General features: G+C 54.6%; 16 protein-coding genes and 1 tRNA gene. 10 read left to right on the forward strand and 7 right to left on the reverse strand.

Annotation, left to right across the window (positions count from 1 at the left end; translation table 11 throughout):
• Nucleotides 1–19: 19 nt before the first annotated feature.
• Entirely contained in the window at nt 20–943 is a 924-nt protein-coding gene (locus U2949_RS13280; protein WP_257723156.1) for a DNA/RNA non-specific endonuclease, read from the forward strand.
• Nucleotides 944–977: 34 nt separating this feature from the next.
• Here U2949_RS13280 and U2949_RS13285 read toward each other — a convergent pair whose 3' ends face one another.
• Nucleotides 978–1403: a hypothetical protein gene (locus tag U2949_RS13285; protein ID WP_321288222.1), complete on the reverse strand. Its 426-nt coding sequence runs from the start codon at nt 1401–1403 to the stop codon at nt 978–980.
• 132 nt (nt 1404–1535) lie between these two features.
• On the opposite strand from U2949_RS13285, the gene U2949_RS13290 reads away from it, so the two are divergent.
• The 3 genes from U2949_RS13290 (at nt 1536) to U2949_RS13300 (ending at nt 3706) form a co-directional block, all read left to right on the forward strand.
• On the forward strand, nt 1536–1778 hold the full coding sequence (locus U2949_RS13290; RefSeq protein WP_009455761.1) for a hypothetical protein: 243 nt from the start codon (nt 1536–1538) through the stop codon (nt 1776–1778).
• A gap of 103 nt (nt 1779–1881) precedes the next feature.
• Nucleotides 1882–2790 carry an arsenic resistance protein gene (locus U2949_RS13295; protein WP_051316223.1) on the forward strand — a complete coding sequence of 303 codons (909 nt, stop codon included), beginning with the start codon at nt 1882–1884 and terminating at the stop codon, nt 2788–2790.
• Between the two features lie 379 nt (nt 2791–3169).
• Nucleotides 3170–3706: an AmiS/UreI family transporter gene (locus U2949_RS13300; RefSeq protein WP_321288224.1), complete on the forward strand. Its 537-nt coding sequence runs from the start codon at nt 3170–3172 to the stop codon at nt 3704–3706.
• Between the two features lie 161 nt (nt 3707–3867).
• Here the strand turns inward: U2949_RS13300 and soxR are convergent, their stop codons facing one another.
• A complete protein-coding gene (gene soxR / locus U2949_RS13305) occupies nt 3868–4356 on the reverse strand; it encodes a redox-sensitive transcriptional activator SoxR (RefSeq protein ID WP_035274351.1) in 489 nt (162 codons plus the stop codon).
• A gap of 113 nt (nt 4357–4469) precedes the next feature.
• Between soxR and U2949_RS13310 the strand changes: the two genes are divergently transcribed.
• Nucleotides 4470–5903 (forward strand): MFS transporter, encoded by a 1434-nt coding sequence (locus U2949_RS13310; RefSeq protein WP_321288227.1) that lies wholly within the window; start codon nt 4470–4472, stop codon nt 5901–5903.
• A gap of 1463 nt (nt 5904–7366) precedes the next feature.
• On the opposite strand, the gene U2949_RS13315 is transcribed toward U2949_RS13310, so the two are convergent.
• Together U2949_RS13315 and U2949_RS13320 are read right to left on the reverse strand one after the other, a co-directional pair.
• Nucleotides 7367–7451: transfer RNA gene (locus tag U2949_RS13315), tRNA-Leu, on the reverse strand.
• A gap of 123 nt (nt 7452–7574) precedes the next feature.
• A complete protein-coding gene (locus tag U2949_RS13320) occupies nt 7575–8786 on the reverse strand; it encodes a CaiB/BaiF CoA transferase family protein (protein WP_321288229.1) in 1212 nt (403 codons plus the stop codon).
• A gap of 173 nt (nt 8787–8959) precedes the next feature.
• Here U2949_RS13320 and tig point away from each other — a divergent pair, with 173 nt between their 5' ends.
• The 4 genes from tig (at nt 8960) to lon (ending at nt 15064) form a co-directional block, all read left to right on the forward strand.
• Complete coding sequence (gene tig, locus U2949_RS13325; protein WP_009459092.1) at nt 8960–10270, forward strand: trigger factor; 1311 nt, start codon at nt 8960–8962, stop codon at nt 10268–10270.
• The gene (clpP, locus tag U2949_RS13330) at nt 10270–10923 is read left to right on the forward strand and encodes an ATP-dependent Clp endopeptidase proteolytic subunit ClpP (protein ID WP_021446711.1); all 654 of its coding nucleotides are present in this window, start codon (nt 10270–10272) and stop codon (nt 10921–10923) included. The genes tig and clpP overlap by 1 nt, the downstream gene beginning before the upstream one ends.
• 100 nt (nt 10924–11023) lie before the next feature.
• Nucleotides 11024–12325, forward strand: coding sequence for an ATP-dependent Clp protease ATP-binding subunit ClpX (clpX, locus tag U2949_RS13335; protein WP_026482846.1), 1302 nt, complete (start codon nt 11024–11026; stop codon nt 12323–12325).
• A 273-nt stretch (nt 12326–12598) separates the two neighbouring features.
• Entirely contained in the window at nt 12599–15064 is a 2466-nt protein-coding gene (lon, locus tag U2949_RS13340) for an endopeptidase La (RefSeq protein ID WP_026482845.1), read from the forward strand.
• Between the two features lie 460 nt (nt 15065–15524).
• Here the strand turns inward: lon and lexA are convergent, their stop codons facing one another.
• The 3 genes from lexA to U2949_RS13355 all read right to left on the reverse strand — a co-directional run bounded on the left by lexA (nt 15525) and on the right by U2949_RS13355 (nt 18124).
• Nucleotides 15525–16184 carry a transcriptional repressor LexA gene (gene lexA, locus U2949_RS13345; protein ID WP_026482844.1) on the reverse strand — a complete coding sequence of 220 codons (660 nt, stop codon included), beginning with the start codon at nt 16182–16184 and terminating at the stop codon, nt 15525–15527.
• A gap of 105 nt (nt 16185–16289) precedes the next feature.
• Nucleotides 16290–16850 (reverse strand): GNAT family N-acetyltransferase, encoded by a 561-nt coding sequence (locus tag U2949_RS13350; RefSeq protein WP_026482843.1) that lies wholly within the window; start codon nt 16848–16850, stop codon nt 16290–16292.
• A gap of 71 nt (nt 16851–16921) precedes the next feature.
• Entirely contained in the window at nt 16922–18124 is a 1203-nt protein-coding gene (locus tag U2949_RS13355) for an amino acid aminotransferase (protein ID WP_009459106.1), read from the reverse strand.
• An 84-nt stretch (nt 18125–18208) separates the two neighbouring features.
• Between U2949_RS13355 and uvrB the strand changes: the two genes are divergently transcribed.
• Nucleotides 18209–20230, forward strand: coding sequence for an excinuclease ABC subunit UvrB (uvrB, locus tag U2949_RS13360; RefSeq protein ID WP_026482841.1), 2022 nt, complete (start codon nt 18209–18211; stop codon nt 20228–20230).
• Nucleotides 20231–20243: the final 13 nt, after the last annotated feature.

The raw sequence follows: 20243 nt of genomic DNA on the forward strand, positions 1-20243 counted from the left end.
AGCATAAAACAAGAGTGGTATGAGCAGAAAAAGTACAGGTCGTAGCGTTAAAAAAACCAGTAGTAGAAAAAAGACAGGGCAGGCAAACCCGTCCCGATTTCTGAAGTCCGTCCTTGCCGCGGCCCTGACCAGTTTCGGGATTGCAACGGCCTGGCTTCATCCCCAAGGGCTGAACTGGCAAAGTCTTGAACCGTTTTTGGTGTCCTTGGGTTGGCCGGGCGCGACGCAGCAGGATAGTGTGCCTGTTCCGGCCTCGGTCGAGGGGTATGTTCAAACCTCTTTTGCACATTGCCCCCAGTTCTTTCCCGGCTCGCGACCTGTCGTGCCCATGGCTTACACGCAAAGAGAGTTGTGTTTCAGCTCTTTTGCGATTTTGCATAGCGGCCAAACCAAGACGCCGGTGTTTGTCGTCCAGCGTCTGAATCGTCAGCAGATTCAGTCCGCCAAAGGCTTGAAGCGCACGGATCGTTTTTATGCTGAAGGCCGTTTGCCGCAGGCAGAGCGGGCCGAGCTGAATGACTATAGAGGCTCGGGCTTTTCGCGCGGGCATATGGCTCCGGCAGGGGATATGGCGTCGGAGCAGAGCATGGCGCAGAGCTTTTCTCTGGCCAATATGGTGCCGCAAAATCAGGTGCACAATGCCGGCCCCTGGAACAAGATCGAAGCCGATACCCGTAAGTATGTGGCCCGTGCCGCAGGCAATGTGTATGTGTTTACCGGGCCTGTGTACGAGCGCAATGCCGCGACGATAGGTTCCAGTCGGGTTGCCGTTCCCAGTCATTTGTTCAAGCTGGTGTATGACGCCACCACAGGACGCTCCTGGGTACATTGGCAGGCTAACCAGGCTTCCACCCGTGTTGGGCCTCCCATCAGCTATGAGGAGTTTGTAAGACGGACAGGCTTGCACTTGCTGCCTGACACCAGTCTGAAAAGATCGGGTTGAAGCAGACACCTTGGCGTTTGGGCACTAGCCCGTTTTATTTATTGAGTATGGCGTGGACTTGATCTTCAGAAAAATACACGCTGTCCCCGACCTCGAAAACGTGGTAACTGATGTTCTGCTCGCTGACGACACCCCTGAAATACGCCTTGGGGGTGGCTGGCAGTTGGGTGATACGAACACTGATGTAGCGCTCGTTGGTGTAAGAAACCAGCTGTACATGCATACCCTGCTTCAAATCCAGGGCGCCTGGGAAACGGTCCAGATCGTCATGGCTGACTACAACTCGAAATGCAGTGGGCCTGTGAATGACATAGGCTTCCTTCAGCTGGAGATGTAGAGTCAGGATCTGTTGTGCTTGTGTGCTGATTTGCGCGCCCGGATGTCGGACTTCCTGCTCCAGTTCGGGATTGGGCGTCAGATTCAAGATTTGGGCCAATAGCAAAAATTGTTCGTGAGTCATAAATTGCAAATTATCAGGAAAGGGAATCGACGGGTTTTGGAGGCTCAGGGTACAGTGTGCCTATTGTCCGCGATCGGTTCTGATTTCGATTCGCGGTAATTGCAATAAAGATTTTTTTGTAGGGAAAACACAATGATGGTTCGACGTCTGATTCAAAGTTGCGCGGTGCTCGGTCTGGCCGCTTTGATGGCAGCTTGTTCCTCCGCGAAGCCCGGTGGTGGCCCCGTGTCAAAACTCTTTAATGAATGCACCTGGGACCGTGAGTCCTGCATGCACGAGGGCCGTTACGAAGCCGGTGAAAGCGAGTACGCCGAGCGTGAGGCGCGGGATTTGAATCGTCAGTCTGCCGCACGTTTGCGTCGTAGCGGTCTGTAAATAGTTTTCTCACGGCAGTGCCGGAGTTGTTCAGCCAAGCGAGGAGCTGACCGTGATTCGTGATGTGTTGGAAAGTCGGCAAATCGCCATTTATTTTGTGGCGATGTCGCTGGCCGCCTGGATGGCCAGTGTCTGGGTGATGCCAGCTAGTCTGGTTGACTGGATCAATCCGGCGCTGGCTTTCATGTTGTATGTCACCTTTGTGCAGGTGCCTATTGCCCAGTTAGGCAAGGCGCTGACCCAGCTGCGCTTTCTGGTCGTTTTGCTTCTGGCCAATTTTCTCCTGATACCTCTATTGGTCTTTGCGCTGGTGCCCTTGCTGCCAGACCACACCGTGTTGCGCCTGGGCGTGCTGTTGGTCTTGCTGGCTCCTTGCATTGATTACGTCGTGACCTTTGCTCAATTAGGTCGTGCCGACGCCCGCGCACTTCTGGCCGCTACGCCGGTACTGCTGCTTGTGCAAATGCTGCTCCTGCCCTTGTTTTTGAAATTGGCCTTGGGGGAACAGTTCGGTTTGTACATCAAAGCCGGGCCGTTTCTGAATGCTTTCTTTTACCTGATTCTGATTCCGCTGCTGCTGGCCTGGGCCACCCAGTATCTCGCGGGTAAAAGTCATAGCTGGGCGCAGATAAAAACGGGTTTGGGCTTGGCCCCCGTTCCAGCCACTGCTTTGGTCTTGTTCATCGTCGTGGCGGCTGTTCTGCGACAACTGGAGCCTGCATTGGATGTCTTGTGGCGAGTGTTGCCGGTGTATGCGCTGTTTGCCATTCTGGCTCCTGTCATCGGCTGGGCGCTGGCACGGCAAGCGCAGCTGGCCGTCCCGTTGCGACGTGCGGTGGCTTTCAGCAGTGCAACTCGCAATTCTTTGGTGGTGCTGCCTCTGGCTTTGGCGATTCCGGGGGCTTTGCCGTTGTTGCCAGCCATCATTTTGACGCAGACTCTGGTGGAACTGCTGGCACAGTTGGTCTATGTGCGTGTGCTGGCTCACTGGGGCCAAAACGAACAGGCTTGAGCGAGTTCTTGAGCAGGCACGCTGTTTATGGTTTGGTCAGTTGCCAGACCTCATTTGTAGCGGCCTTGCCCAGGCTCCGGTAATTTTTTAACTCATTGATTAAAAGGGATTTTGTTTGTCCCAGGGCTGAGTCTGCTTCCAAAATGGAGAAGGGGGCGTTAGCCTGCTAATGCCTGTGCAAACCGCTCGCTTTTCAGCAAGAATTTTCACTGGAAAACCGCCGCAAAATTGCGCGTTTTTTTCTTATAGAGCTTATAAAAAAAATCACATGGCAATTGTGTAGCCAAGCTCTATGATCTGCTCCGCCTCAGCCTTGAGTGCAACATCATGTTGCGGGCATGTTCTGTGTCCGCCTTCTATTACTTAGGATATCTTCAAAATGCTAGTTGCCGCTTTTCTGGCGTTTGCAGGCCTGTGCCTGTTCGTTAATGGTGTTCGTCTCTTTTACTCTGAAGGTCATCATGCTGGCAGGCTGGTGGATGCCAAAGATGCTGCTATCGTCAACTTGTTCACGGCCGTACTGGGATTCATCTGCATGTCCCATATCTTGAACCCTGCCAATAGCACCGTGTACTCTCCCTTGTCGGCCATTTATCTGGGCCTGTTTGCCTTGACCTATTTTTGGGTAGGGGTGAACGCGTTTACAGGAAGTGATGGGCGTGCCTTGGGCTGGTATTCCTTGGTGGTCGCCTGCATCGCTGTTCCCGCCGCACTTACAAATTTGAGCGTAGCCGAGCGGATTTTTGACTACTGGCAAGTCCTGAGCTGGTTGTCCTGGGCAGTGCTCTGGTTCATGTTCTTCTTGCTGCTGGTACTGAATAAACACATTGCCCGCCTGACTGGGCTGGTGTCTGCCGTGCAAGGGGTGCTGACAGCCTTACTCCCCGCGCTGCTGTATTTCTGGGGAGTGATCTAAGAGAGCAGGGCGTTTCTTGGAAAGTAAAAAAGGTCCGGTGTGAAAACTGGGCCTTTTTGCTGCCTGATGCCTTTTGGCATAGTGAAGTAAGGGTCGGTTTTCGCTGATTTCCAACCCTGATGCGCTGCGTTTTCAGCCTGGATTTCACACAAACCGCGCGATCAGATTTCCCCCGCTCTTTTCTTCCGCTTCTGATTGTGTCGTCCGGCATCAAGCAGCACAGCACCAGCGCCTGACAGGGATAACTGATCCCCCGGGTTTCTAAGTGGGCAGTCCGTCATGGACAAGCACCCACAGCCTATACAGCCATCCAGCTCATCGCGTAGCTGTGTCAGGCTGAGAATCCGCTCATTCAACATATCCCGCCAGCTCGTGGACAAGGTAGCCCAGTCCTTCGCGTTCAGTGGCCGGCCAGTAGGTAATTCATCCAAGGCTGTTTTGATGGTAGCCAGTGGAATGCCGGCGCGCTGCGCAATTTTGATGACCGCAATTTTCCGTAGAACATCCCGGTGATAGCGGCGCTGGTTGCCATCGCTACGCCAGCCATGAATGAGACCTTTGGTTTCGTAGTGATGCACGGTTGCAATGGTGACCCCGCTGCGGCGCGCGACTTCACCCACGGACAGAGGGATACTGGTGTCGACTCTCATGGTGTCTGGATCTCTTGACCTCATCTATACATGAGGTTTTATAAAAGACCACTCTTGCCTATGCAAGCTTTTCAAGCGGCAGGGCTACTTTTAAAAGAATGAGTCGAGATCTTATGAAGAATCAGCAAGCTTGCGCGCGTAGCGGGCAAGGGGTACAGACCGGGTGGGGCGCTTTGTTGTCGGGGGCCAATGCCATGCGTGCCCTTGTCCTGGCCGGTGGAGTGGTATTGCATGCCGTCAATGTCTACATTGTGACCACCATCTTGCCCACGGTTGTGCAGGATATTGGCGGGCTGGATTTATATGCCTGGAATACGACCCTGTTTGTCGTGGCGTCTATTCTGGGTTCGGCTCTGTCGCCCAAGTTGCTGGCCTTGACGGGCCCTAAGGGCAGCTATGCCGTCGCGGCCTTGATCTTTGCGGTGGGGGCGCTTGTTTGCGCGCTGGCGCCGAATATGTCTCTTTTGCTGTTCGGGCGCTTCGTCCAGGGGATTGGCGGTGGTTTTCTCTTTGCTCTGGCGTACGCCATGATTCGTCTGGTTTTTGCAGAGCCCTTGTGGCCTCGAGCTATGGCGTTGGTATCAGCGATGTGGGGCGTGGCAACGTTGGCCGGGCCGGCAGTCGGTGGCGTGTTTGCGCAGTGGGGAATGTGGCGTGAGGCTTTTGGATCGGTCGCCTTGATTGCCGTGCTTTTTGCCGCTTTGGCATTAGTAGTCCTCCCCAAACGCGAGCAACATGCCGCAGCGGTGAGCAAGGTGGCTATTCCTGTGATTCAACTGCTGTTGTTGACGCTGGCGGTGTTGGCGATCTCTGCCGGTAGTACCTCGGCAGATGTACTGCAAAATGCGCTTGGCCTGGGCTTGGCGGGGGTGTTGGCCGTCGCTTTGCTGGTAGTGGAAAAACGTTCGTCTACCAAGTTGCTGCCATCGGGGGCGTTTCAGTTCAGATCTGCTATTGCCACACTCTATGCCTTGATGTCCTTGTTAGTGCTGACGGTGACCAGTGGTGAAGTTTTTGCACCGTTTTTTCTGCAAGTCTTGCATCAACAGTCCCCGTTAGTAGCGGGGTACTTGACGGCGCTGATGGGGGCGGGGTGGACGGTAGGGGCAATTATCAGCTCGGGCCTGGGAGAAAAAGCCATTGCGCGCGCGATCATGGCGGGGCCTATCCTGGGGCTGCTGGGTATGGTGGGGCTTGCTGTTTTGCTGCCGGATACTAGTTCGGGTTCCGTCCTGGCTTTGGCACCGATTTGTCTGGCTCTGGCCTTGATAGGCGTGGGAGTAGGGGTAGCTTGGCCCCATTTGCTGGTGCGGGTTTTCAAGGCAGTGCCAGCTCAAGAACAGGAACTGGCCGGGGCATCGATTACAACCATTCAGCTCTTTGCAACGGCAAGCGGAGCAGCCTTGGCTGGGATGATTGCAAATGCGGGTGGACTTATTGATCCTGGTGGCGTGGAGGGAACGCGTCAAGCGGCTTATTATTTATTTGGAATTTTTGCTGTGGCACCGCTCTTAGGGATAGGGGCGGCAAGGAACTGTCGGGCGTGAATGCTGTCTGATTAATTATGAGCCAGCTAATTTGTTCAGTGTTCCGCTAGGGTTAATACTAGAGCGTCGATTAATTAGCTCTTATTGATATAATATTTAGTGCAATTGAAGCCTGGTTCTATATTTTTAATTTTCATGAAGGAGGTTGCCTTGTGAATAGTGCCCCCTTTACTAATCAGGTACCGAAACCCGACCCGCAGCCGAAGCCCATGCGTTGGCCTAGCGATTTTCCGGGTAAACACGATCGGCAGGAATAAGCTCCGAATTTAATCGGGAAGCCGCCTTCAACGGCGGCTTTTTTGTGCTTGCACTTCAAGGCTTTCTTTTGTGGGGCTAGGAAATGAGGAGGGGAATCTTTCGGGCTTGATAGTAGGAGTATCAGGTGACGTGCCCATTGCTCTTGCTGCTTCACTAAGCTGTTTGTTGTGGTTCAGCCATCTCTGTGCCGACTTTCTCTTTATGCAGAGCATGGTTTTTGTCTTGTCTGGCTGGCCGTGTTGAAGTCCTCCCCTGAGACTCCCTGACAACAAAAATCTCTTCCTCCTGGGCCGGTTTCAAACCGGCTTTGACTTACGTCTATAGAACGATGTGCATACTCGCTTTCAGTCTATCAATGTAGTATAAAGTAACAAATATTCTTCGATTTATTGGTCATTAAAGATAATTTATGACCCCTTTATGCATGAAAAATGTAGTTATCGAGTAAAAAATAGGAATAAATGTTATTTATTGTCAAATGTGACTAGGTAATATAATTACTTGCGAATGATTGTCATTATTGATTTTTTATAAAGGAAAGATGGGGATGAATCGCAATCCAAAGCCAAGCCCAAATCCGGCTCCCAGCCCAAGTCCTGATCCGGCTCCCAAGCCTGAGCCGCAACCCATGCGCTGGCCCAGTGACTTTCCTGGAAAGCACGATCGCTACAACTGATGTTTAAGTAGAGGTGTTCAGGAGAAAAGCACAGTGCCCGGCGGGGTTCTTGCGATTCTGCCCCCCCGGCACGTGCTTTTTCTCAGCAGTCTCGAGGTCAATTTCAGTAAATACCGTTGGATTTATCAGATTTATATAGCGCAGCTTTGGTGGGCTGTTACCTGAAAATAACTTTGTTAGCGCGGACAAGCTTTAACTAATGATTGTGAGAATGGGCTAGCTTCCGTACCCAACAATACAAGACGTGCAGCGAGTTGATCGAGTGGCAATTATTAACGGCCAAACAATTACAAGGGAACCAAATCAATAGACGCACTCGCAGTCATGTGGATCGCTCACAGCATTGAACTGGATTCAATACCTAGGCAATGCCGGCTATTTTTTGTTTTTTTGAGGAATTCGTGGGGCTTTTATGGGGCCTACGATGTTGAATGCTTGAAAACAGGCTATCAAAAGCTGTGAGAGGATGAAAGCTAAGCCGTTGATCTTACTTAAAATTGATTGTTTTGAATCAACGGTTTTCATGCTCTGGTGCGAACGGAGAGACTCGAACTCTCACACCTCTCGGCGCCAGAACCTAAATCTGGTGCGTCTACCAATTCCGCCACGTTCGCAGCACGAAAGAAGTAGATTCTAGCTTGGATTTTCATCCTCGGCAAGTGCTTGCTCCGTATGAAAAACAAATAGATTAGGGGCCATCTTGTACTGGCCCCCAAGTGCTTTTGTACTGCTTTGTTTTACTTGCGTTTTGGGTTCTTGGCGATCAGGCCGCGTGCTTGCCAGTCGGCTTGTTGTTGGGCGCTGATCCCCAGATTATCCAGGATTTCCTGGGTGTCCTGACCCAGGTGCGGAGCAGGGCGGTAGATGGCGCCAGGGGTGTGGCTCAGCTTGGGCACGATGCCGGGTACTTTAAGCGGTGTGCCGTCTGGCAGACTGCTGTCCAGCAGCATGTCACGGGCCTGATAGTGGGGATCCGCCGCGATATCGGCAATGTCATAAACCCGCCCCGCGGGAACGCCAGCCTGGTCCAGAATTTCCAGTACCTTGTCCAGTTCCAGAGCGCTGGCCCAATGGCCAATGGCGGCATCGATCACGCCTGCATTTCGGGCGCGACCATCATTGTGCGCGTAGTCGGGATTGTCAGCCATATCAGCGCGCCCAATGGCGTTCATCAAGCGCTTGAAAATGCTGTCGCCATTGCCGGCGATCAAGGCGTACTTGCCATCCTTGCAGACGTAGGCATTGCTGGGCGTAATGCCAGGCAGGCTGCTGCCGGCAGGCTCCCGAATGGCACCGAAGGCGGAGTATTCTGGCAGCAGGCTTTCCATCATGTTGAACACGGATTCATACAGGGCCACGTCAATATATTGACCTTCGCCCTTGTTCTGTTCACGCTGGCGCAGGGCCATCATGATGCCGATGACACCATGCAAGGCAGCCAGAGAGTCCCCAATGGACACGCCGACCCGTACCGGAGGGCGTCCGGCTTCACCGCTAAGGTGGCGCAAGCCGCCCATCGCTTCGCCAATCACTCCAAAGCCGGGCTTGTCCTTGTAGGGGCCGGTCTGGCCGTAGCCCGACACGCGCAGCATGATCAGGCCTGGGTTGATGGCTTTCAGGTCTTCCCAGCCCAGTCCCCATTCTTCCAGGGCGCCGGGGCGGAAGTTCTCGATCAGAATGTCACATTCTTTTACCAGTGTGCGCACCACGTCTTGGCACTCCGCCTGTCGCAGGTCCAGGGCCAGAGACTTCTTGTTACGGGATTGCACCTCCCACCAGACCGAGTTACCGTCATGCAGCAAACGCCATTTACGCAAGGGGTCACCGCCTTTGGGGGATTCGATCTTGATGACGTCCGCGCCAAATTCGCCCAGGATCTTGGCGGCAAAGGGGCCGGCGATCAATTGGCCCAGTTCCAGGACCCGGATGCCGCCTAAAGGGGTGTTCATGTGCATATCAGTCTTGCGTAGGGAAGGTAAAGTAAGGGATCATAGTCCGGCACGGCTGTATTGTCTTGACAGGAAATTATGATTCAAAATACGTTTGTTTGGATTTACCGTGCCAGTTTCCGGTAAAATGCCGGATTACTCTTATCAATTACTCAATTTAATATAGGTCTTCAATGCAGCCCGAGGTTGAAATTCTGTCCGGCTTGGAGCGCCGAGTCGATGTGGTCGTTTCGGTGGCCGACGTAGAAAAACAAGTCCAGGCCCAGCTCAAGCGTGTGGCTCGTACGGCCAAGGTACAGGGCTTCCGTCCCGGTAAAGCGCCTTTGTCCGTTGTCGAGCGCAGCCACGGTCCTGGTATCCGTTACGACGCCATCAACGAAGAAATCGGCAAAGCCCTGGACAAAGTGATCCAGGACTCCAAATTGCGCGTAGCCGGCACTCCTAATCTGGAAGCCAAAGAAGGCGAGCCTGCTGAAGGCACCATGGCCTTTACCGCAACTTTCGAAGTTTACCCAGAAGTGGCCCTGCCTGATCTGTCCAAACTGGAAATCAAGCGTGCCAACACGCCTGTGACCGACGAAGACATCCAGCGCACCGTAGACGTGCTGCGCAAGCAACGCGCCAACTACGAATCCAGCGCTGATCGCCAAGCTCAGGAAGATGACCGCATCACTCTGGACTTTGTGGGCACCATTGACGGCGTCGCCTTTGAAGGCGGTAGCGCTGAAGGTTTCCAGTACCTGCAAGGTCGTGGCCGCATGCTGCCCGAGTTCGAGACTGCCGTTGCCGGCATGAAAGCAGGCGAAACCAAAACATTCCCCCTGGAATTTCCTGCCGACTACACCGGCAAGGAAGTGGCTGGCAAAACTGCCGAATTCAAGATCACCGTGACAGACGTGGCCCAGCCTGTTCTGCCCGAGCTGGATGCTGAGTTTGCCAAGTCCCTGGGTCAGGCTGAAGGTGATGTGGACGCTTTGCTGGCCGACATTCGTGCCAACATCGAACGCGAAATCAAGGCTCGTGTGCACGCCCGCAACAAATCCGCTGTGATGGACGCCTTGCTGTCTGCCAGCGAATTTGACGTGCCTAACGCTCTGGTCGACAACGACGTGGAAGGTCGCATCGCTTCGGCTCGTGCCGAACTGAAAGAGCGCGGCGTGCCTGATGCAGACAAGATGCCTATCCCTGCCGAGGCCTTCAAGGAAGAATCCACTCGCCGCGTGCGTCTGGGTCTGCTGGTCTCCGAACTGGTCAAGGCTGCTGAACTGCAAGCCAAGCCCGAGCAGGTTCGTGCCCGCATCGAAGAATTTGCCCAGAACTACGAACAGCCCGCCCAAGTGGTGGCCTACTACTTGTCCGATCGCCAGCGTCGCGCCGAGATTGAGGCAGTGGTACTCGAAGACAACGTCGTCGAGCACGTACTGTCCCAGGCCAAGGTGTCCGACGAGGAGGTGGCGTTCGACCAAATCATGGGAACCAACTAATGTCGTCAACCTTTGTCGACTTCTACGCCTCAATGCATGGGGGGCAATCCGTTGCCCCTACGGGTTTGGGCTACGTGCCTATCGTGATCGAGCAGTCGGGTCGTGGAGAGCGGTCTTACGACATCTACTCCCGCCTGCTGCGCGAGCGCATCATCTTTCTGGTGGGCCCGGTTCATGACAACTCGGCCAACCTGATTGTGGCCCAGCTGCTGTTTCTGGAGTCGGAAAATCCTGAAAAGGATATTTCGCTCTACATCAACTCGCCCGGTGGTTCGGTCTATGCAGGCCTGGCCATCTACGACACGATGCAGTTCGTCAAGCCGGAAGTCTCGACATTGTGTACCGGCATGGCTGCCAGCATGGGCGCTTTCTTGCTGTCTTCGGGCGTCAAGGGCAAGCGTCTTGCCTTGCCTAACTCGCGCATCATGATTCACCAGCCTTCGGGCGGTGCGCGAGGCCAGGCTTCCGATATCCAGATTCAGGCCAAGGAAATCCTGAGCCTGCGTGAACGCTTGAACAAGATCCTGGCCGAAAACTGCGGTCAGCCTGTCGAGCGTATCGAGCTGGATACCGAGCGTGACAACTTCATGGCAGCTGAAGACGCTGTGGCCTATGGCCTGATCGACAAGGTGATGAACACTCGTGACGAGTAATCACCTGTCCCCACGGGGATCGATCTGAAGCAGTACTATGGCTGTTCGGGGGCGGGACTTGTTCCCGTCCTTTTACCATCCTGAAGTGAAATTTAAATTTATGTCCGAAAAGAAATCGGCCGACGAGAAAGTTCTGCATTGCTCGTTTTGCAATAAAAGCCAGCATGAGGTCAAGAAACTGATCGCTGGACCTTCGTCCGTGTTCATCTGCGACGAATGTATTGATCTGTGTACCGATATCATTCGTGACGAAGCTGCGGGCGCCACTCCTGATGGTGAACGTAAAGAATTGCCCACCCCCCAGGAAATCAAAGAGTTTCTGGATGGGTATGTTATTGGCCAGGAAATGCCCAAGCGCACCTTGGCCGTAGCGGTGTACAACCACTACAAGCGAATTCGTAACGGCAAGCCAGGCCGTGACGATGTGGAACTGTCCAAAAGTAATATCTTGCTGATCGGCCCTACGGGTTCGGGCAAAACGCTGCTGGCCCAAACACTGGCCCGCATGCTGGATGTGCCTTTTGTGATGGCTGACGCCACCACGCTGACCGAAGCCGGTTACGTGGGTGAGGACGTCGAGAACATCGTTCAAAAACTGCTGCAAAACTGCGATTACGATGTGGAAAAAGCGCAGCGCGCCATTATCTACATCGACGAAATCGACAAAATTTCCCGCAAGTCGGATAACCCTTCGATCACCCGCGATGTGTCGGGCGAGGGCGTGCAACAGGCACTGCTCAAGCTGATCGAAGGTACAGTCGCTTCGGTGCCTCCGCAAGGTGGCCGCAAGCACCCCAACCAGGACTTTGTGCAGGTGGATACCACCAGCATTCTGTTCATTGTGGGTGGTGCTTTTGATGGCCTGGAGAAGGTGATTCGTGACCGTACAGAAAAATCCGGTATTGGTTTTTCAGCCTCGGTGAAAGCCAAGTCCGAACGGGGTGTAGGCGAGCTGTTCTCGGAAGCCGAGCCCGAGGATCTGATCAAGTTTGGTCTGATTCCCGAGCTGGTGGGGCGTTTGCCTGTGGTCGCCACTCTGGAAGAGTTGCACGAAGACGCACTGATCCGCATTTTGACCGAGCCGCGCAATGCCTTGGTCAAGCAGTTCCAGAAGCTGCTGAGCATGGAAGGCGTAGAGCTGGAAGTTCAGCCCGAAGCCCTGCGTGCGGTAGCCCAGCGTGCCATCAAGCGTCGTACCGGTGCTCGTGGTCTGCGCAGTATTGTCGAGCAAGCACTGCTGGACACCATGTACGAACTGCCTTCGCGTAAAGACGTCAGCAAAGTGGTGCTGACCGAGGACGCTATTGTCGGAAAGAGTAAACCCGAATTGATTTTGGGTCGCCCTTTGTCCGATAGTGAAGCCAGTGACACTGAGTCGCCCTTGAAAAACGCAGTAGCTTAGAGATATCTCCTCGTTTGTGCCCTGTCTGGCTGCGGTCGGACAGGTGCAGGCGGGACAGGGCGACAGGCGAAGGTAAGGAGAAAGGAGTGGACCTATGAAGACCACCAGGCATAAGGGCTTGTCTCTCTTTAACTCTGTAAAGTTCTGTTCTAATGTTCGTTCGGCCTACTTGAAATATCAAAATTCGCCACAATCTGAGCTACAACAGGTTAAACCGTGAAAGGGAAGCCCAGGCTTCCCTTTTGCGTCTAAGGACATTTATAGGAAATGACTATGTCTGCGAGCCAGATTCTTTCTACGGAACCTATTGAGCTGCCGCTGCTTCCCTTGCGCGATGTAGTGGTGTTCCCTCACATGGTGATTCCGCTTTTTGTTGGCCGGCCTCGCTCGATCAAAGCTCTTGAGCTGGCAATGGAGTCCGGCAACAACATTATGTTGGTGGCGCAAAAGTCCGCAGGCAAGGACGATCCCGCTCCCGAGGATCTTTACGAAATTGCGTGTGCGGCCAGTATTTTGCAAATGCTCAAGTTGCCCGATGGCACGGTAAAAGTGCTGGTGGAAGGCTTGCAGCGTGCCCGAATCACTCAGGTACAGGATGCTGAAACCCACTTCATGGCCTCGGTGGTCGAAGTGCCTGGCGACTCCGGTGACGCGGCTGAAACCGAAGCCCTGCGTCGTGCCGTGCTGGGTCAATTCGAGCAGTACGTCAAACTGAATAAAAAGATCCCTCAGGAAATTCTGACTTCCCTGACCGGGATTGATGATGCTGGCCGTCTGGCCGATACCATCGCTGCTCACCTGCCTCTGAAGCTGGAGCAAAAACAGGGCATGCTGGAAACGCCCAAGGCTTTGGAGCGTCTGGAAAGCCTGCTGTCGCAACTGGAAGGCGAAATTGACATCTTGCAGGTCGAGAAGCGTATTCGCGGCCGTGTGAAAAAGCAGATGGAAAAGAGCCAGCGCGACTACTATCTGAACGAGCAGGTCAAGGCGATTCAGAAAGAGCTGGGCGAAGGCGAAGAAGGCGCTGATGTTGAGGAGCTGGAAAAACGCATCGAGCAGGCCCAACTGAGCAAGGAAGCGCTCAAGAAAGCCGAATCGGAAATGAAGAAGCTCAAGCTGATGTCGCCGATGTCAGCCGAAGCAACCGTGGTGCGTAACTATATTGAAACGCTGGTTGGCCTGCCTTGGCGCAAAAAGAGCCGTATCAACAACTCCTTGAGCAATGCCGAGGAAGTGTTGGATGCGGATCACTTTGGTCTGGAGAAGGTCAAGGAACGTATTGTCGAGTACCTGGCTGTTCAGCAACGTGTCGACAAACTGAAGGCTCCAATCCTGTGTTTGGTTGGCCCTCCAGGCGTGGGTAAAACCTCGCTGGGACAGTCCATTGCCAAGGCAACGAACCGCAAGTTCATTCGTATGGCTTTGGGTGGTGTACGTGACGAGGCCGAGATTCGCGGTCACCGTCGTACCTACATCGGCTCCATGCCGGGCAAGGTGGTTCAGAACATGAGCAAGGTGGGTGTACGTAACCCGCTGTTCCTGCTGGACGAGATTGACAAGATGGGCGCGGATTTCCGTGGCGACCCATCCTCGGCACTGCTGGAGGTTCTGGACCCTGAACAAAACCACACCTTCCAGGATCACTACCTGGAAGTGGACTACGACTTGTCCGATGTGATGTTCGTGGCAACCAGTAACACCTTGAACATTCCACCGGCCCTGCTGGACCGTATGGAAGTGATTCGTCTGTCGGGTTACACCGAAGATGAGAAGGTGCGTATTGCTTTCGATTACCTCTTGCCCAAGCTGATGAAGAACAACGGCGTGCGCGATGGCGAGCTGGAAGTGACCGAAGATGCCGTGCGCGACATCGTGCGTTACTACACCCGTGAAGCGGGTGTGCGTTCCCTGGAACGTGAAATCAGCAAGATCTGCCGCAAGGTCGTTCGCAAGCTGCTGGTGGCCAATCCACAAGCCGGTACGCGGGCGGCTCGCAACAAACCACTGACCCAGGAAACCTTGGTCGTGAATGCGGCGAATCTGAACGATTACCTGGGTGTACGTCGTTTCTCCTTCGGCCTGGCCGAAAAAGAGAACAAGGTTGGCCTGGTGACGGGTCTGGCCTGGACCGAGGTGGGCGGTGAGTTGCTGACCATCGAAGTCGCGGATATGCCCGGTAAAGGCAATGTGCTGCGCACCGGCTCGATTGGCGATGTGATGAAAGAATCGGTCGAAGCGGCTCGCACAGTCGTACGTTCGCGTGCTCAGAAGTGGGGCATTGCCAATAGCGTGTTTGAAAAGCGTGACCTGCACGTGCACTTTCCTGAAGGCGCCACGCCCAAGGACGGTCCATCGGCCGGTATCGCCATCACTACAGCTATTGTGTCCAGCCTGACGGGTATCCCGGTTCGTGCCGATGTGGCCATGACGGGTGAAATCACCTTGCGCGGCGAAGTTCTGCCTATCGGCGGCTTGAAAGAGAAGCTGTTGGCAGCGCAACGCGGTGGCATCAAAACCGTGATGATCCCGGAAGAAAACATCAAGGACCTGGCCGATATTCCAGATAACGTGAAAAACACGCTGGAGATTATCCCTGTGCGTTGGATTGATCGTGTACTGGAAGTGGCCCTGCAAGACGCTGTAACGCCTCTGAGCGACGAAGAAGTAGCTCGTCTGGCCGCTGAGGCCTTGGCAGCCACGCGTGCTGCTGGCGCGGGTTCTGAGTCCTTCAAGCACTAAGCATCCAGCAATAGTAAGCAAGCAGTGAAACAGGCTACCTTGGGTTCAAGGTAGCCTGTTTACATTTTGGTCAGACTGATCGTGGCTTTGAGGTTAGTCATAATGACTGCAGTGGGAGCCAGATCTTTGGGCAATGATATTGAGGGAGTTGAGGGTCGCAAGCTTGCGCGAGAGGTTTACGGCTGCTCAACTCTTGCTGTAGGCATGTAGGCATGTAGGCATGTAGGTACGTAGGGGGTTAGGTATGGCTATACACGCGATTGCCACCATGACTGCAACTGCAGACATACCGCGACAGTCATAGTCAAAGCGCCTGTCACCTTTAATCTGTTCAAACCTGTATAGCGAGCATGCACTCGGACCAATAAAAAACCCCATGCACCAAACGGTATATGGGGTTTTTCTCTTATCAGAAGCCCCAAGCCTGCAAAACAGCTTTGGTGGCCTAGAGAGGGACGGCTTAATGCAGCGGGCTGGTGCGAATCAGACCCACAGCAATGCCTTCCAAAGACAGGGAATCCGGGTCGGTGACGATGATGGGTTCAAAGTCCGGGTTCTCGGGCAAGAGGACTACTTGATTGCTGGAGCGCGACAGGCGCTTGACGGTGACATCGTCGCCAATACGTACCACCACAATCTGCCCATTACGTGCTTCACTGGCTTTCTTGACGGCCAGCAGGTCGCCGTCAAAAATGCCCGCGTCTTTCATGCTCAGGCCGCGTACGCGCAGCAGGTAATCAGGCGTTTGGGTGAATAGGGTAGGGGCGACGCCAATCTCGCGCTCGATATGCTCGGTGGCCAGAATGGGGCTACCGGCAGCCACGCGACCAATAATGGGCAGCAAGAGGGCGTCAGCCAGATTGGCCAATGCGTTGCTGCTGGGAGCAGCACTTTCGCGGGTATCCGTACCGAGCAGGCGTATGCCGCGCGAGGCGCCGGCAGTCAGCTCGATAGCGCCTTTGCGGGCCAGAGCTTTCAAATGATCTTCGGCCGCATTGGCGGATTTGAAACCCAGCACCTGAGCAATCTCTGCTCGAGTGGGAGGGAAACCCGTCCGTTCGATTTCAGAACGAATGATGTCCAGCACTTGTTGTTGGCGTGCAGTGAGCTTGGCGGTCATAGTATTGTCTGCTGAATATATATACAGTAAAGATTGTGCGTTACAGTTTACGTTTTTGCAAGCGGTGAGGGCTTTAAAGGCTTAATTTTTGACCCTTTGGGCTGCTCATGCGGGCTGTGGCCAATCCTTGCGGTCCAGGGTGTACAGCACATGGGGGACGAGTTTGTGGCCCGCCGGTACACCAGGGTGCTCAAAAGTGCCGGGCTGTTCTGTCATGCCCAGGCGTTGCATGACGGTCTGCGAAGGCAAGTTCAATTGAGCGGTGTACGCCACAATTTGATCCAGGCCCAGTTCGTCAAAACCAAAGTCCATGCAGGCTCTTGCCGCTTCAGTGGCATAGCCTTTGCCCCAGTATTCAGGCAGCAAACGCCAAAGAACTTCCACGCAAGGCTGAAAGTACAGATCGGCGGTCGGGCGGTTCAAGCCCACCATGCCAATAAAAGCGCCGTTTTCTTTCAGCTCGACTGCCCAGGGACCCCAGCCATGCTCGTCGATCAGGCTTTGGCTGCGCCGGGCGATGGCATCGCTTTGCTCACGGTCCAGGGTGGCCGGATAAAAACGCAGCGCGTGGGGATCGCTGTTCAGGCGGAAAAAGGGCTCCAGGTCGGAAGCTTTCCAGGGGCGCAAGATCAGGCGTTCGGTGTTCAGGGAAATCGTGTCTGTCATGGTAGTGCTCCAAGGGCTGGAACGACAACGCCCTTCCGAAGAAGGGCGTTGGGGCTGTAGTGAGCGACAGCTTACTTCAGGACTTGAGCGATGGCCTTGGCCACGACGTCAATATTCTGGCTGTTCAATGCAGCAACGCAGATACGGCCGCTGCTGACAGCGTAAATGCCGTGTTCCTGGCGCAGGCGTTCCACTTGCTCGGCAGTCAGGCCGGAGTAGGAGAACATGCCGCGCTGTTGCAGCACGAAGTCAAAGTTTTGGGTAGCGCCGTGCTCTTTCAGCTTGGCAACCAGTTGGGCGCGCATTTCGCGGATGCGATCACGCATGCCAGCCAGTTCAGTCGCCCAGGTTTGAAACAGCTCAGGCGAGTTCAGTACCGTGGCCACAACCTTGCCACCGTGTGTGGGCGGGTTGGAATAGTTGGTGCGAATCACACGCTTGACCTGGCTCAGTACGCGGGAAGTTTCGTCCTTGCTGGAAGTAACCAGGGTCAGGGCGCCAACGCGCTCGCCGTACAGCGAGAAGGACTTGGAGAACGAGGAGCTGATGAACATGGACAGGCCCAGCTTGGCAAATAAACGCACCACGCTGGCGTCTTCTTCCAGACCGGCACCAAAGCCTTGGTAAGCGATGTCCAGGAACGGAACCAGTTGACGCTCTTTGATCAGTTCGGCGATCTGGGCCCATTGTTCCATGCTGGGGTCCACGCCAGTCGGGTTGTGGCAGCAAGCGTGCAGGACCACGATGGACTGGGCAGGCATGGCGCGCAGTGAGGCGATCATGCCGTCAAAGTTCAGGCCATGTGTAGCAGCATCGTAGTAAGCGTAGGTGTTGACCTTGAAGCCAGCGCGCTCGAACAGGGCGCGGTGGTTTTCCCAGCTTGGGTCGCTGATGTAAACCTCGGACTGGGGCAGCAGTTGCTGCAGGAAGTCAGCACCGATTTTCAGTGCACCGGTACCGCCCAGGGATTGCACGGTCAAGGCGCGGCCTTCGGCAATGATGGGGGAGTCGGCGCCCAGCAACAGGGTTTGAGCACCCAGATTGTAGGTATTGATACCTTCGATAGGCAGGTAGCTGCGCGCGGCGGCTTTGCTCATCATGGCTTCCTCAGCCTTTTGAACAGCCTGCAAAATCGGGATACGCCCTTGATCGTCGTAGTAAACACCGACCCCCAGATTAACTTTGCCGCTGCGTTCGTCGGCATTGTATTGTTCGTTCAAACCCAAAATAGGGTCGCGTGGAGCCAGTTCGACGGTTTCGAAGAGCGATGTCATGATGATATGGGGGCGTTAGTGCAGAAAGGTAGAAAAACAAAGCATTAATGTGATAATACGGGCTTACCCTAAAGTGTGTCTAGCATGAAATTTGAGCCTGCCTTTCAAGAATTTCCGGGGAGTTCCTTCAAACTTTTCCAACCTTATTTGCCTGCTGGCGACCAGCCTGCGGCGATTGAGCAGTTGGTTGAGGGGATTGATGATGGCTTGATGTACCAGACCCTTTTGGGGGTAACGGGCTCGGGCAAGACCTATACGATGGCGAACATTATTGCTCGCACAGGGCGCCCGGCCATTGTTCTGGCGCCCAATAAAACTCTGGCGGCGCAGTTGTACGCCGAGATGCGCGAGTTCTTTCCACGCAACGCCGTGGAGTACTTCGTGTCTTACTACGATTACTACCAGCCCGAGGCTTATGTGCCGTCGCGCGATCTGTTTATTGAAAAGGACTCGTCCATCAATGAACACATTGAGCAGATGCGCCTGTCAGCTACCAAAAGCCTGCTGGAGCGGCCGGACACCATTATTGTGGGCACCGTGTCCTGCATTTACGGTATTGGTAATCCCGGCGACTACCATGCGATGGTGCTGACGCTGCGCAAGGGCGACCGTATTGCCCGGCAGGAGCTGCTGGCGCGTCTGGTCGCCATGCAGTACGAGCGTAACGATCTGGATTTTCAGCGTGGGATATTCCGTGCTCGTGGTGAAGTGGTCGATATCTTCCCGGCAGAAAACGCGGAGCTGGCCTTGCGAGTCAGCCTGTTTGATGACGAGATTGAAGAGCTGGAGTTGTTCGATCCGCTGACAGGCAAGGTCGTGCAAAAGCTGAATCGCTTTACCGTGTTCCCTAGCTCGCATTATGTGACGCCACGCGAAACCGTGTTGAGAGCGATTGAAACCATCAAGCTCGAACTGCGCGAGCGTCTGGAATTTCTGACGCGGGAAGGGCATTTGGTTGAAGCTCAACGCCTGGAGCAGCGCACCCGCTTTGACCTGGAAATGCTGCAAGAGCTGGGTTTTTGCAAAGGCATCGAGAACTACTCTCGCCACTTGTCAGGTGCTGCGCCCGGCGATCCGCCGCCGACGCTGATCGACTACCTGCCGCGTAACTCCTTGATGTTTATTGATGAAAGCCACGTCACTATCGGACAGTTGGGCGCCATGTATCGCGGTGACCGCTCGCGTAAAGAAACCCTGGTGCAGTTCGGTTTTCGTCTGCCGTCGGCCATGGATAACCGGCCTCTGAAACTGGAAGAGTTCGAACGCCGTATGCCGCAAACCGTGTTCGTGTCGGCTACACCCGCTGCCTACGAGCAAGAGCATGCAGACAATGTGGTTGAACAGGTGGTGCGACCTACCGGACTGGTGGACCCGGAAATCGAGGTTCGCCCGGCTACCACGCAGGTCGATGATTTGCTGGGTGAAATCAAGCTGCGTACTGCGCAGGAAGACCGTGTATTGGTGACAACGCTGACCAAGCGCATGTCAGAGGATCTGACCGAATACTTGTCGGAGAACGGTATTCGCGTACGCTACTTGCACTCGGACATTGATACGGTGGAACGGGCCGAGATCATCCGGGATCTGCGTCTGGGCGTCTTCGATGTGCTGGTCGGGATCAACCTGCTGCGCGAGGGCCTGGATTTGCCCGAAGTGTCTCTGGTAGCGATTCTGGATGCGGACAAGGAAGGTTTCCTGCGTTCCGAGCGCAGCCTGATTCAAACCATAGGTCGGGCAGCGCGTAACCTGAACGGTAAAGCCATTCTGTATGCCGACAGAATGACGGACTCCATGCATCGCGCCATCGAAGAAACCGAGCGCCGTCGTGCCAAGCAGATCGCCTTTAACGAAGAGCATGGCATTACGCCGCGTGGCGTGAACAAGGCCGTCCGTGAGTTGATTGATGGTGTTGTTGCCTCGGACCCAACCGCCAGCTTGCGCGAGGATGTGCCGGACGAGTTGATTCGCGACGAGAAGGCTGCGGCACGCGAGATCAAGCGCCTGGAAAAAGAGATGATGGACCACGCTCGCAACCTGGAGTTCGAGCAAGCCGCTGCCGCACGCGACAAGCTTCAAAGACTGAAGACCAAACTGTTGATGGCTTGATGGCTTGATGGCT

Source organism: Alcaligenes phenolicus (assembly GCF_032063905.1).
GTDB lineage: Bacteria > Pseudomonadota > Gammaproteobacteria > Burkholderiales > Burkholderiaceae_B > Alcaligenes > Alcaligenes phenolicus.

Bases quoted from the DNA above. Each gene is read 5' to 3' on its own strand.
- lon (WP_026482845.1), top strand. From the start codon at position 12,599: ATGTCTGCGAGCCAGATTCTTTCTACGGAACCTATTGAGCTGCCGCTG.
- clpX (WP_026482846.1), top strand. From the start codon at position 11,024: ATGTCCGAAAAGAAATCGGCCGACGAGAAAGTTCTGCATTGCTCGTTT.
- U2949_RS13310 (WP_321288227.1), top strand. From the start codon at position 4,470: ATGAAGAATCAGCAAGCTTGCGCGCGTAGCGGGCAAGGGGTACAGACC.
- clpP (WP_021446711.1), top strand. From the start codon at position 10,270: ATGTCGTCAACCTTTGTCGACTTCTACGCCTCAATGCATGGGGGGCAA.
- lexA (WP_026482844.1), bottom strand. From the start codon at position 16,184: ATGACCGCCAAGCTCACTGCACGCCAACAACAAGTGCTGGACATCATT.
- soxR (WP_035274351.1), bottom strand. From the start codon at position 4,356: ATGAGAGTCGACACCAGTATCCCTCTGTCCGTGGGTGAAGTCGCGCGC.
- U2949_RS13295 (WP_051316223.1), top strand. From the start codon at position 1,882: ATGTCGCTGGCCGCCTGGATGGCCAGTGTCTGGGTGATGCCAGCTAGT.
- U2949_RS13290 (WP_009455761.1), top strand. From the start codon at position 1,536: ATGATGGTTCGACGTCTGATTCAAAGTTGCGCGGTGCTCGGTCTGGCC.
- U2949_RS13300 (WP_321288224.1), top strand. From the start codon at position 3,170: ATGCTAGTTGCCGCTTTTCTGGCGTTTGCAGGCCTGTGCCTGTTCGTT.
- U2949_RS13280 (WP_257723156.1), top strand. From the start codon at position 20: ATGAGCAGAAAAAGTACAGGTCGTAGCGTTAAAAAAACCAGTAGTAGA.
- U2949_RS13285 (WP_321288222.1), bottom strand. From the start codon at position 1,403: ATGACTCACGAACAATTTTTGCTATTGGCCCAAATCTTGAATCTGACG.
- uvrB (WP_026482841.1), top strand. From the start codon at position 18,209: ATGAAATTTGAGCCTGCCTTTCAAGAATTTCCGGGGAGTTCCTTCAAA.
- U2949_RS13350 (WP_026482843.1), bottom strand. From the start codon at position 16,850: ATGACAGACACGATTTCCCTGAACACCGAACGCCTGATCTTGCGCCCC.
- U2949_RS13320 (WP_321288229.1), bottom strand. From the start codon at position 8,786: ATGAACACCCCTTTAGGCGGCATCCGGGTCCTGGAACTGGGCCAATTG.
- U2949_RS13355 (WP_009459106.1), bottom strand. From the start codon at position 18,124: ATGACATCGCTCTTCGAAACCGTCGAACTGGCTCCACGCGACCCTATT.
- tig (WP_009459092.1), top strand. From the start codon at position 8,960: ATGCAGCCCGAGGTTGAAATTCTGTCCGGCTTGGAGCGCCGAGTCGAT.